Source organism: Streptomyces sp. NPDC014676, assembly GCF_043084105.1.
GTDB lineage: Bacteria > Actinomycetota > Actinomycetes > Streptomycetales > Streptomycetaceae > Streptomyces.
In genome coordinates, this window is sequence record NZ_JBIBZI010000016.1 from 132023 (window position 1) to 145141 (window position 13119).

Annotated in this window: 6 protein-coding genes and 1 pseudogene; 5 read left to right on the forward strand and 2 right to left on the reverse strand. The window is 73.7% G+C overall.

All coding sequences use genetic code 11. From position 1 onward, the window contains the following. Positions 1-258: 258 nt before the first annotated feature. The 4 genes from ACF1DX_RS32945 to ACF1DX_RS32960 all read left to right on the forward strand — a co-directional run bounded on the left by ACF1DX_RS32945 (position 259) and on the right by ACF1DX_RS32960 (position 10275). Complete coding sequence (locus ACF1DX_RS32945) at positions 259-2850, forward strand: beta-L-arabinofuranosidase domain-containing protein (protein ID WP_391794822.1); 2592 nt, start codon at positions 259-261, stop codon at positions 2848-2850. A 62-nt stretch (positions 2851-2912) separates the two neighbouring features. Next, entirely contained in the window at positions 2913-6353 is a 3441-nt protein-coding gene (locus tag ACF1DX_RS32950) for a glycosylhydrolase-like jelly roll fold domain-containing protein (RefSeq protein ID WP_391794823.1), read from the forward strand. A 42-nt stretch (positions 6354-6395) separates the two neighbouring features. Beyond that, positions 6396-9644 carry a family 78 glycoside hydrolase catalytic domain gene (locus ACF1DX_RS32955; RefSeq protein WP_391794824.1) on the forward strand — a complete coding sequence of 1083 codons (3249 nt, stop codon included), beginning with the start codon at positions 6396-6398 and terminating at the stop codon, positions 9642-9644. Between the two features lie 190 nt (positions 9645-9834). Continuing rightward, positions 9835-10275: a DoxX family protein gene (locus ACF1DX_RS32960; protein ID WP_391794825.1), complete on the forward strand. Its 441-nt coding sequence runs from the start codon at positions 9835-9837 to the stop codon at positions 10273-10275. Between the two features lie 30 nt (positions 10276-10305). Here the strand turns inward: ACF1DX_RS32960 and ACF1DX_RS32965 are convergent. Further along, a pseudogene (locus ACF1DX_RS32965) lies at positions 10306-11649 on the reverse strand (erythromycin esterase family protein); the annotation flags it as partial. Positions 11650-11801: 152 nt separating this feature from the next. Between ACF1DX_RS32965 and ACF1DX_RS32970 the strand changes: the two are divergent. Next, complete coding sequence (locus ACF1DX_RS32970; RefSeq protein ID WP_030861748.1) at positions 11802-12170, forward strand: transglycosylase family protein; 369 nt, start codon at positions 11802-11804, stop codon at positions 12168-12170. Positions 12171-12335: 165 nt separating this feature from the next. Here ACF1DX_RS32970 and ACF1DX_RS32975 read toward each other — a convergent pair whose 3' ends face one another. Further along, the gene (locus ACF1DX_RS32975; RefSeq protein ID WP_391794826.1) at positions 12336-13097 is read right to left on the reverse strand and encodes a ZIP family metal transporter; all 762 of its coding nucleotides are present in this window, start codon (positions 13095-13097) and stop codon (positions 12336-12338) included. Between the last annotated feature and the right edge of the window lie 22 nt (positions 13098-13119).

Sequence of the window (13119 nt, forward strand, 5' to 3'; positions counted from 1 at the left end):
GCCGGGGTTTCCCGGCCGTGAGACAGCCGCTGCGCGGACGGTGCCCACGCCCGTCCGCGCAGCGGCATGCCCGCGTGCGCCCAAATCGTGCACGTCATAGGGGTACTTGTCGCCCCACGCGCATCCTGTGAGAACTCTTGACGCTCGCTGCGGCGACGCTTAGCGTCTGCGCCGAGTCGAGTAAAACGATTCAACTCCCCTTGGTCTCCCCGTTCCTGACCCACCCGCCGCCGTTGCCAGTGAAGGGAGCCCCGTGCCATGCCCGCATCCTCCGGCAGGCCCGCCCCGTCCAGACGTCAGATCCTGTTCACCGCATCCGTCGTCACCGCCGCGGCGGTGACGACCCCCTCGTCCCCGGCCGCCGCGGCACCCGCACCCGCACCGGCGTCCGTACCCGCAGGACAGGCCGGCACGACCGGCCCGGAACCGGCGCTGGACGAGTTCGCGCTCTCCGAGGTCCGGCTGCTCGAGAGCCCGTTCCTCGCCAACATGCGCCGCACCTGCGCCTATCTGCTCTTCGTCGACACCGACCGGCTGCTGCACACCTTCCGCCTGAACGCCGGCCTGCCGTCGTCGGCGGAACCCTGCGGCGGCTGGGAGGCCCCCACCGTCCAACTGCGTGGCCACACCACCGGGCACCTGCTCAGCGCCCTGGCCCAGGCCCACGCGGCCACCGGTGACCGCGCCTACGCGGACAAGGCCCGCGCGCTCGTCTCGGCGCTCGCCGAGTGCCAGCGGGCGGCACCGTCGGCCGGCTTCCACCGGGGCTACCTCTCCGCGTTCCCGGAGGCGGTCTTCGACCAGCTGGAGGCCGGCGGGAAGCCGTGGGCGCCCTACTACACGCTGCACAAGATCATGGCCGGCCTGCTGGACCAGTACCGGCTGGCCGGTGACGCGCAGGCCCTGGACGTCCTGCTGGAGATGGCCGCCTGGGCCGAGGCCCGCACCGCGCCGCTGTCCCGCGAGCGGATGCAGAGCGTGCTGAAGGTCGAGTTCGGCGGCATGAACGACGTCCTCGCCCGGCTGTACCTGGTGACCGGCGACCCGGTGCACCTGCGCACCGCCCGGCGCTTCGACCACGACGAGCTGTACGCGCCGCTGGCCGCAGGCCGCGACGAACTCGCCGGCCGCCACGCCAACACGGAGATCGCCAAGGTGGTCGGCACCGTGCCGGGCTACGAGGCCACCGGCGAGCGGCGCTACCTGGACATCGCCGACACCTTCTGGACCACCGTCGTACGCGACCACTCGTACGCCATCGGCGGCAACTCCGACAAGGAACTCTTCGGCCCTCCCGGCGAGATCGTCAGCAGGCTCTCGACGGTCACCTGCGAGAACTGCAACAGCTACAACATGCTCAAGCTCGGCCGCCACCTCTTCCGTCACCGCCCCGAGCGCGCCGACTACCTGGACCACTACGAGTGGACCCTCTACAACCAGATGCTCGCCGAGCAGGACCCCGACTCCGAGCACGGCTTCGTCACCTACTACACGGGGTTGTGGGCGGGCTCGCAGCGGGAACCCAAGGGCGGACTGGGCGCCGCCCCCGGCAGCTACAGCGGGGACTACGACAACTTCTCCTGCGACCACGGCACCGGCCTGGAGACGCACACCAAGTTCGCCGACACCATCTACTTCCGCTCCCGCGGCACCCGCCGGCCCGAGCTGTACGTCAACCTGTTCATCCCCTCCGAAGTGCGCTGGGAGCAGACGGGTGTGACGCTGCGCCAGGAGACGGAGTACCCCGCGGGCGACCGCACCCGCCTCACCGTCACCGCCGGACAGGCGCGCTTCACCCTGCGGATCCGCGTCCCCGCGTGGGTCGCCGACGGCGACGGGCGGCGGGCCGTGCTGAAGGTCAACGGCCGGACCGCCGGGGCGCCGCCCGAACCGGGCGGCTACGCCGCCGTCACCTGCCACTGGCGCACCGGGGACACCGTGGAACTCGTCCTGCCGCGCGTCCCCGTCTGGCGTCCGGCGCCCGACAATCCGCAGGTGGCATCGTTGTCATACGGTCCGCTGGTGCTGGCCGGCGCATACGGCGGCACCGGCCTCGCGACCCTCCCCGTCATCCGCCCCGACACCCTGCGCCGCACCCCCGGTGAGAAGACCGCGTTCACCGCGGTCGCGGACGGCGGCCGCGTCGCCCTGCGCCCCTTCCACGAGGTCCACCACCAGCACTACAACGTGTACTGGGCGGTCACACCGCGCCGTACGGCCGCACGGGACGTCGCCCGCTACCCCCTCGACGAGGGCGGCGGCACCTCGGCCGTGGACCGCACCGGAACCTTCGCCGACGCCACCCTCGTGGGCGGCGCCGCCTGGAGCACCGACGGCGGCGTGAGCGCCGTGGCCCTCGACGGACGCGACGGCCACATCGCGCTGCCCGCCGGACTGCCCAGCGGCCTCGACGAGTTGACCGTGGCGGTACGCGTCCGCGTGGACGTCCTCGCGCCCTCCGCACGCGTCTTCGACCTCGGCTACCACAAGGACACCTACCTCTTCCTCGCCGCGACCACGGGCGCCGGCCGCGCCCGCGCGGCCCTGAAGATCTCCGGCATGGAGCGGGAGGACGTCGTCGACGCCACCGGCCCGCTGCCGGCCGGCCGGTGGGTCCACGTGGCACTCACCCTCGGCGGCGGCACCGGAGTGCTCTACGTCGACGGAGCCGAAGCGGGCCGCAACCCGGCCATGGTGGCCGGCCCCCTCCTCCTCGGCCGCACCAGCCGCAACTTCCTGGGCCGCTCGCAGAACAGCACCCATCCCTATCTGCGCGGGGCCGTCCGCGACTTCCGGCTGCGCAACCGGGCCCTGACCGCCGACGAGGTGCGCCGACTCGCCCAGGGCTGAGCGGCACATCCGCGCCCACGGCCCCGCCCACCCCGCCCACCACCCACTCCAGGAGCTCCGCCATGCCCGAAGACGCGACACCTGAACGCCCCGACGGCCCCGAAAGCGCCCTCTCCAGACGCCGGTTCGTGGCCGCCGCCGGAGCCGCCGGCGCCCTGGTCGCCGTCGGCCTCCCCGAGGCCGACTCCGCCGCGTCCGCCACCGAAGCGGCGGAGGCCGCCGCGGGACCCGACCGGGAGGACGCCTTCTCGCCCCGGTACTTCGCCGACCCGCGCCGCGACAGCCGCCCCACCGTCTACTGGTACTGGAACGGCCCCGTCACCCCCGAACTCGTGGACCGCCAGATGGCGGACCTCCGGGACAAGGGCATGTACGAGGTCGTCCTCTTCTCCTTCGACAACGCCGAGATGCGCCCGGTGTTCTTCACCGAGGAGTGGTTCGACATCGTGGGCCACGTCCTGCGCACCGCCGAACGCACCGGCATGCGCGTGTGGCTGTTCAACGACGACCACTTCCCCAGCGGACGCGCGGGGGAGTTCATCGTCAAGGGCGGACAGGTCGGCGGCCGCACCTACGCCCCCCGGCCCGACCTGCGCCTGAAGGCACTGGCCCGCTCCACCACCGTGGTGCGCGGCCCGGCCGTCGTCGACCTGCGCCGCAGCACCGGGGTCGGGATCGAGGCGGGACGCCTGGTGGCCGACGCCGCCGTGCTCCACGGCGCCACCGTCCTGCGCGACAGCGCCGGCTGGACCGACTACACCGTCACCGGCAGCGCCAAGGCCGAGCACGGCGCGGCCGGCCTCGTCGTCCGCGGCTCGGCCGACGGACGCTCCGGGTACGCCGTCACCTTCGACCAGACCGGCGTGACCACCGTCCACCGGCTGGCCCCCGGCACGGAACCCGCCGAGCTGCTGCGCAGCACCCGCACCGACGGCTTCAACAAGACCAGGTTCCACACCCTGCGGGTCACCGTCCGCGCCGACACGGTGTCCGTCACCCTCGACGGCCGGGACAAGGGCACCGTCCGGGACCCCGCCCACGCCACGGGCGGCACCGGCGTGCGCGCCGTCGACGAGCAGCGCGCCCTCTGGGAGAACCTCACCGTCGAGGGCGCCGACGGCACCGTCCTGTACGACGCGGCCTTCGACGACTCCGCCGCCGCCCGGGCCTTCCCCGAAAAGGAGCTGCCGGACGGGGATTTCACGGTCGCCGCCGCGGCCGCACGCCCTGTGGGCGCGGCCGGCGCGGCCGACGTCACCGACCTCACCGGCCGGCTGACCGGCGACCACACCTGGCAGGTGCCGGCGGGGGAGTGGCAGGTGGACCTCTTCGGCGGGGTCCTCCTCGTCGACGACTCCCAGGGCTACAGCCGCAGTTACGTCGACCTGCTCGACGACGAACCGGTCGAGCTGTTCCTCGACATCGTCCCCGCCGAGTACCACCGCCGCTTCGGACGGTACTTCGGCACGGTCGTCCCCGGCTTCTGGGACGACGAGCCCTTCTTCGCCTCCGCCGAGGCCCACTTCAAACGCCTGCCGTGGTCACCCTCCCTCGAAGGGGCCCTGCGCGCCGTCGGGGTCACCCCCGGCACCGCCTACGCCGCCGCCTTCGACGACCTCGGCCGCACGGGCCGCACCGTCCGCGGCCGCTACTGGCAGGCCGTCTCCGACCGCTTCGCCAAGGCCTTCGAGAAGCAGGCGCGGCTGTACGACGAGTGGGGCGTCGCCCTCGTCACCAACCCGCTCTACGACGAGACCGCCCCCGCCAAGCGCATCGTCACCACCGGCGACCTGCACAAGGTCCACCAGTGGGCGCAGGTGCCCGGCGGCGACATCATCACCGCCGAGTACAAGGCCGGCGAGCCCACCATGATCCCCCGCAACCCGGTCTCCGTCGCCCACCAGATGGGCCGCGAACGGGCCCTGCTGGAGATGTTCGGCAACATGGGCTGGCAGGTCACCCCCGCCTTCGTGCGCGCGACCGTGGGCGCGCAGGCGGCCCGCGGCGTCAACCTGACGGTGCTGCACGCGCTGTGGACCGACGAGACCCGCGTGTACTTCCCGCCGCCGTTCGGCCCGCGCGCGCCCTGGTGGTGGGCGATGCGCCCGCTCGCCGAGTGGATCGGACGGCTCATGGAGGCCGGCCGCGGCACCTCCGCCGCCCGCACCGCGCTGCTGCAACCGCAGCGCGCCGCCGAGCAGTCGACCGGCACCGGCCGGCAGGGCGACGTCGACGGCCCGCTCGCCGATGCCGCCTACGCCCTGGAACGCTCCCAGGTCGACTTCGACCTGCTGCACGAGGGCGCCCTCACCGGCGACCCGGCCCTGCGGGCCCACGCCGACGTCCGGGGAGGCCGGCTCGTGGTCGGCCACGCCGCCTACGACCTGGTGGTCGTTCCCGGGACGCCGACCCTGGCCGCGGACGGACTGCGGGTGCTGCGCGCGTTCGTCCGCGCGGGCGGCACCGTGATCGCGGTGGGCGCCCTGGACACCGACGAGGCCGACGGCGGCGACCGCACCCTCGCCCACGGCCTGCGCGACCTCTTCGGCGACCGCGTTCCCGGCAGCCGGACCCTCGGGCGCGGCCGCGCCGTACGCGTCGCGGACACCGGCGGGCTGGGCGCCGCCGCGACCGGCGCCGGGGCGGCCGCCGCCGTTCTCGACCCGCCCCAGGACACCGTCCGGGTGCTGCGGGTACGGCAGGGCGCGGACACCGTCTTCCTGATCAACAACGAGAGCGGCGAGCGGATCCGGACCGTCGCCGCCCTGCCCGCCGCCGGCGTGCCCCGGATCTGGGACCCGGAGACCGGCACCGGCGGCCCGGCACCGCTGCACCGGAGCACCAAGGACGGCGTACGGCTCCCGCTGGACCTGGAGCCGTACGAGACCCTGGTCGTCGTGGTGAGCCCCGGTGTCCGGCACGAGCCCCACCTCACGGACTCGCCCCTGCCGGTCCTGGCCGTGGAACGCCGCGGAACGGTGCTCAGGGCCACCGTGGAGGCCGCCGCGCCCGGCACCCACACCCTCACCGGCACCGACGGCGGCCACCCGCACCGCGGCACCGTGCGCGTCGACGACCCGCTCGAACCGGTCCCGGTGACCGGCGACTGGACGTTCGCCTTCGCCCGCGACGGCGCCACCCCCGTCACCGCGCCGCTGGGCAGCTGGACCGCGCACGACCCGCTGTTCTCCGGCAGCGGCACCTACACCACCACCGTCGACGTCGACGCCGACCGGCTGCGCGGACGCCGCATTCTGCTGGACCTCGGCGACGTGCGCGACGTCGCGGAGGTCACCGTCAACGGCACCGCGCTGCCGCCGCTGCTGTGGGCGCCGTTCGTCGCCGACGTCACCGGGCGGCTGCGCCCCGGCCGCAACACCCTGAGCGTGCGCGTCTCCAACACGCTGTCCAACGAACGCAAGAAGCCGCTGCCGTCCGGCCTGCTCGGCCCCGTGACCCTGCGGTTCCGGCGCCGCGTCACGGCCGAACTGCACCGCCTCTGACGTCCGTCCCCACCCGTCCCACTCACCCCGGCAGGAAGCCACATGCCCACACCGCACCCGCACCGCAGACCCGGGTGGTCCGCCGCCCTGGCCGCGGCCACCGCCTTCGCGACCGTGCTGGCCGGCGCGGTCACCGCAGACGCCGCCACCGGCGACGTCTCCCCGGCCCGGCTGCGCACCCAGCACCTCACCCAGGCCCTCGGCATCGACGACACCACCCCCGAACTCAGCTGGGAGATCGACGCCGGCCACCCCGGCGCCCGGCAGTCCGCCTACCGGGTGCAGGCCGCCACCTCGCCCCGGCTGCTCGACTCCTCCCGCCCCGACCTGTGGGACTCCGGCCGCGTCGACTCGGCGGTGCCCGCGACCACGTACGACGGGAAGGAACTGGGGTCCCGCACCCGCGTCTACTGGCGCGTCATGCTCTGGTCCGGGCCCGGACACAGGCACGGCGGCTGGAGCCGCACCGCCGTCTTCGAGACCGGCCTGACGAAGCGCTCGGACTGGGGAGCCGACTGGATCACCCACCCCGACTGGCAGTTGAGCGGGCGCACGGCCGAACCCGTCGTCGTGAAGCTCCCCAGGACCACCGCCCGCTACGTCCGTCTGGACGTCACCCGGCTCGGCCTGCCGCTCGCCGAGTCCTTCCCCGACCGCACCTGGCGGCTCCAGCTCGGTGAGATCGACCTCCGCGACTCCACCACCTCCACCACCGGCCTCGCCCGCGGCGCCGCGGTCACCGCGTCCGAGAGCAACACGCTGCGCAAGACCTGGGAACCCGCGCTGGCGGTGGACGGCCTGCCCAACAGCGCCCTGCAGACCGCGGCCGGCTACGCGAGCGCCCCGCACACCGGCCCGGACGTCTCCGCCGCCCCGGTCACCCTCACGCTCGACCTCAAGTCGGTGAAGACCTTCGACGAACTGGCGTTGTACCCGCGCGCCGACGTCCTCACCGACGACGGACACGTCCCCAACTTCCCCGTCGACTACGCCGTTTCCTCCGCCGACGGCGCGACCGGCCCGTTCACCGAGCTCACCCGGGTCACCGGCCGGCGGCCGCCCGCCCCGTACCTTCCGGCCGGACTGCCCCTGCTCGCCGACGACTTCACCCTCCCCAAGGCGGTGCGCAGCGCCCGCCTCCACATCGCCGGCCTCGGCGTCTACGAGGCCAGCATCAACGGCGAGCCCGTGGGCGACGCGGTCCTCGAACCGGCCAACACCGACTACGCCGAGCGCGTCCAGTACGCCACCTACGACGTCACCGAACGCCTGCGGACCGGATCCAACACCATCGGCGTGGCCCTGGGCAACGGCATGTCCAACGTCGTCAGCACCGCCGACCGCTACCGCAAGCTCTACGGCAACCTGTCCGACCCCAAGCTGATCGCCCGGCTGGAGGTCACCCTGGCCGACGGCCGGGTCCGCACCCTCACCAGCGGGGACGACTGGCGCACCACCCTCGGGCCCACCACCTCCTCGAACTGGTACGGCGGCGAGGACTACGACGCCCGCCGGGAGATCCCCCGCTGGGACGAGCCCGCCGGCGACCACTCCGACTGGCGGCGGGCGACCGTGGTGGCGGGCCCCGGCACCGCCGAACGGCCCGCCGCGCTCAGCGCCCGCGAGACGGAGCCCATCCGGATCGTCGAGACCCTCGAGGGCCGCGAGGTCGACGGTGCCGAGGGCAGCCGCGTCTTCGACCTCGGCCGCAACATCGCCGGCTGGCCGGAGATCACCGTGAACGCCCCCGAGGGCACCGCGATCCGGATCCACCCCGCGGAGAGCCTGAAGGACGGCCGCGCCTTCCAGTCCCTCAGCAACGTCGGCGCCCCCCTGTGGGACTCCTATACCGCCCGGGGCCGCGGCGACGAGACCTGGCACCCGCGCTTCAGTTACCACGGCTTCCGCTACCTCGAACTGAGGGGTGTGCCCGAGGGGACGACGGTGAGCGTGCGCGGGCACGTCCTGCACACCGACAACACCTCCGCCGGTGACTTCACCAGCTCCGACCCGCTGATCAACGACATCCACGCGCTGATCCGCCGCTCCATCGAGGGCAACATGATGAGCGTCCTCACCGACTGCCCGAGCCGCGAGAAGCTGGGCTGGCTGGAACAGAACCAGCTGGTCTTCCCGGCGCTCGCCGGCAACTACGACATGCAGGCCCACCTGCGCAAGATCGTCCGGGACATGGCGGACGCGCAGACCACCGAGGGGCTGATCCCGAGCACGGTCCCGGAGTACACGAGCCTGCCCGGCGGTTACCGCAACGACTCCAACTGGGGCGGCGCCTTCGTCCTCGTCCCCTGGCAGCTCTACACCACCTACGGCGACCGGCAGACCCTCGAGACGTACTACCCGCGCATGCGGCAGTACGCGGCCTTCCTGGAGACCCAGGTCAAGGACGGCATCCTCGACTACGGCCTGGGCGACTGGTTCACGCCCGACCGGACCTTCCCGCGCGCCGTGGCCGGCACCTACGGCTACTGGCGGGTCGCCGACGCCCTCAGCCGCATCGCCGGCGTCCTCGGCGACGAGGCGGCCGCGGACGAGTACCGCGCCAAGGCCGACGCGAGCGCCGAGGCCCTGGCCGCGAAGTACTACGACACCACCACCGGCACCTTCGGCGGCGGCGGCCACGGGGCCGAGGCGCTCGCCCTGGACATGGGCGCCCACCCGGCGGGGGAGCGGGACCGCCTGCTCACCCACTTCACCACCGCGGTCGAGGACGCGGGCCACCACCTGATCCTGGGCGAGATCTCCCTGCCCGCCGCCTTCCGGGTCCTCAGCGGGGCGGGGCGCGACGACCTCGTGCACGCCATCGCCACGCGGACCACCAGCCCCAGCTACGGCCACCAGGTACGCGCCGGCAACACCACCCTGGGCGAGTCCTGGGACGGCGGTCCCGGCCAGTCGCAGAACCACTTCATGCTCGGCGCCATCGACTCCTGGTTCACCACCCGGGTCGCCGGCATCTCGCAGACCGCCGATTCCGTCGGCTACACCGAGCTGCTGATCGCCCCGGCCGTCGAGAGTGACATGACCTCGGCGTCGGGCTCCTACCGGACGCCGTACGGCATCGCCCGCAGTGACTGGGAGCGGACGGACGGCCGCTTCCGGCTGACCGTGGACGTCCCCGCCGGCAGCACCGCCGAGGTGCACGTCCCCGCGGCCGGCGGACGGGCCGGGGCGCCGAAGGGAGCGCGCCTGCTGCGCACGTCCGGGGAGGAGGCCGTGTACCAGGTGGGTTCGGGACACTGGACCTTCCGCTCGGTCCCGCCGCGGTCCTGAGCGACGGCTCCTCCCGCCGGGCGGCGACGACGGCGCGTCGCCGCCCGGCGGGCCGGCCGCACGTTCCCGGCGGTCCGGCTGAACGGGCGGACCGCCGGGAACGTTGGAGAAGGGCGGACGGCCTTTCGCACACGCGCCCCCTGGCGCCGGCCCTCCACGTTGCACCGACCGACGCGAGGAGTACGCGACGATGAGCACCGCACGCCTGAGTGACCGGCTGGCCGGTCACCAACCGCTCGTTCTGGGCCTGTTCCGCATCGTCCTCGGCCTGCTGTTCACCAGCGAGGGCGCCGCCACGGTCTTCGGCGTGCTGGACAGGAAGGCCGCCCCGGCGGGTGACTGGCCGTTCTGGTACGCGGGCGTGATCGAACTCGTCTGCGGTGTCCTCGTCCTCCTCGGGGCCGTGACCCGCGGCGCGGCGTTCCTCAGCTCGGGAGCCATGGCCTTCGCCTACTTCACCGAACACCAGAAGGACGGTCCGTTCCCGCTGCAGAACGGCGGTCTGTCACCGGTGTTGTTCTGCTGGGGCTTCCTGCTCCTGGTCTTCTTCGGGCCGGGTGCCCTGTCCCTGACGGGTCTGCTCCGCCGCGGCGCATCCGGGGACACCGAGGCGGTCCCCGCATCGAGGTAGCGCGTGGCTCGGCCGGATCTCGTCCAGGTGCACCACCAGGTCCGCCGACCTCAGCAGGTCGACCCGGTCGCCGGCCGGCGGGTAGTCGGTGCCGATCTCCCGCTTGGGCCGGGTGACGTCCAGCAGGGCGCGGGCGGCGGGCGGCACGGTGCGCAGGTCGGCGTACCAGTTCCGGTGGCCCACCCGGTCCAGGACGTGCTCGGCCGAGCCGGGAGCGGCGGGCTCCACCTCGACCCGTCCGACGTCCTGATCGGCCGGGTTCTGCAGGCCCTGTGCGGTGGCGTGCACGGCACCCCGGTCGAAGGAGAGCCCCACCGCCAGATAGCCGTCGCCCAGCCGTCGCCGGAGCACCGCTCCCTGGGTGAGGGGCAGGGTGGGGGTGGAACTCCTGGTGTACAGATGGCTGTTGTGCCCGCCGAGCACGAGTCGGTGGCCCGTGTGGCGGTGCCACCACAGGGTGTTCTCCGCCATGACGGTGTCGCGGAGGGCCATGGCCTCCGGCCCGCTCCGGGGGTCGGAGAGGTCGAAGGCGTACAGGCGCGCCACCTGGTCGATGACGGTGGCGTGCTGGAGCGCCCAGGCATGGTCCTCGTCCGTCCCGGCGGGTCCGCGGGCGCGCAGTAGTTCCAGGACGCGTCCGGTGCGTTCGGCCCGCGCGCGGCGCTCGTCCAGGGGCGCGGTCACGGCGGTGCGCATCCACGCGTCGACGGGCAGGGCGGGGCGCAGCCCCCGGTACAGCTCGGTGACGGCGGGCAGCAGGCCGGGGTGGGCGCGCCGGACGTGGCCGACGACCCGGTCGTACAGCTCCGGGCCGGCGTAGCCGTTGTCGGTGCCGGCGAACCTGACCGGGTCGCCGGGATGGGCGACGTTGTACGCGCGCATCCAGCGGATCATGTCCAGGTACTCCTGGCTGTGCAGCAGCAGGTAGGCGTTCCGGAACTCCTCGGACATGATCCGGGCGGGATCGCCGCGCCCGGTGAGCAGGTAGTCGTCCAGCCGCAGCCCCGTGCTCCAGTTGGCCTCCAGGACGAAGGAGCGGAAGCCCTTCTCCTCGACCAGGTACCGCAGCACCCGGTGCCGGAAGGTGACGAAGTCGTGGGAGCCGTGGGCGGCCTCGCCGACACCGACCACCACGGCGTCACCGACCGCCTCCCCGAAGGGGCGCAGATCCTCGAAGGGGCCCGAGGGCTCGGTGGTGCGCAGCGGACGGGCGGCATCCTCCAGGGGCGACAGCGCGTCGCCGGTGGCCGTGGGAGATCCGTCCGAGGCCCCGGGGTCCCCGCCGGCCGGGGCCGCCGCCACGGCCGTCCCGGGGGCGACGGCGAGCCAGACCAGCAGCGCGGCGGCCGACCGCCTTGATAGGAAAGGTGTCATGGCGTCAGCGTCGTCGCCGCGGCGCCGGACCGCGCTCCGGAGGTCACCCGACCGGAGCAACGTCGCCGAGGCGGACCACCACGTACCCCGTCCGGGGCAAGGAGACGGCCGTCGACGAGCCGTCGCCCGACGGCACGGTGTAACAGTTCTCTATGAGTCATGGACGAAGTACCCCTACAGGTGACGTGCGGAGTTCGCGGGGGAGCCGGATCCGGGCCGCCGTGATCGTCCTGGTCGCCGCGGCAGCCCTGGGCACGACGGCCGAAGCGGAGGCGTCGTCCCCGTCGGCTCCCCGGGGCACCGACTGGGACGCCATCGCCGCGTGCGAGTCCGGCGGCGACTGGCAGGCGAACACCGGCAACGGTCACTACGGCGGCCTGCAGTTCACGCAGTCGAGCTGGGCCGCGGCCGGGGGACTCGAGTACGCCCCGCGTGCGGACCTGGCGACCCGCGAGGAACAGATCGCCGTGGCCAGGCGCCTGGCCCGGATCCAGGGGATGTCGGCCTGGTCCTGCGCCTGACTCCCCGCCCCGCGGCGGCGAGCGGCGGCCCGGCCGGAGGCGTCCCCCGGGCGGGCCGGGCCGTGCGACGTCCGCCCCCATGGAACATCCGGCTCATCCGGGCAGGCCGTCGCCGTCACCGGTGGTCCGGCCGACAGCCGGTGGACGGAGGCGGAACGGTGGGCCTCAGCTGTGGGAGAGGGCGAAGGAGACCAGGAAGCCGCTCACGGTGACCAGGCCGATGGCCAGGTGGGCGTCCTCGAACGCCTCGGGGATCATCGTGTCGGCGATCATCGCGAGGATGGCCCCGGCGGCCACCGCGGTCACGGCGGCGATCACAGCCGGGGAGAAATCCCCGATCACCGTGTAGCCGAGGACCGCCGCGAGGGTGCTCGCGGCGGCGATGGCGGCCCACACCCCGAAGACGTAGGCCCTGCCGCGCCCGGCCTTCTTCATGCCCGCCGAGCTGGACATCCCTTCGGGGACGTTGCTGATGAACACCGCCGCCACGGTCACCAGACTCACCGCTCCGCCGTCGAGCAGGCTCACGCCGATGACCGCGGACTCCGGGACGCCGTCGAGCAGCGCCCCGAAGGCGAGCGCGAGACCGGAGCCGGCCTGCTGTCCCTCCGACGGCTGCGCCTGTTCCCGCCGGTGCCCCGAGCGCTTGCGGTGCCGGGCGCCGCGGCGGGCCAGCCACATGTTGCCCGCGGTGTAGGCCACCGCGCCGGCCAGCGTGCCGACCGCCGCGGGAGCCAGCCCGGCCTGGTCGTAGGCCTCCCCGACCAGTTCGAAGCTGACCGCCGACAGCAGCACCCCGGCACCGAAGGCCATGACCGTCGCGATCACCCTCTGCGGGATCCGCAGTCCGTATCCCAGCGCCGCCCCGAGCAGCAGCGCCGAGCCCGCCACCAGTCCCCACCCACCCGCCTGAAGCACCTGTGTCATGTACTCCCGGTACCCGCCGCGG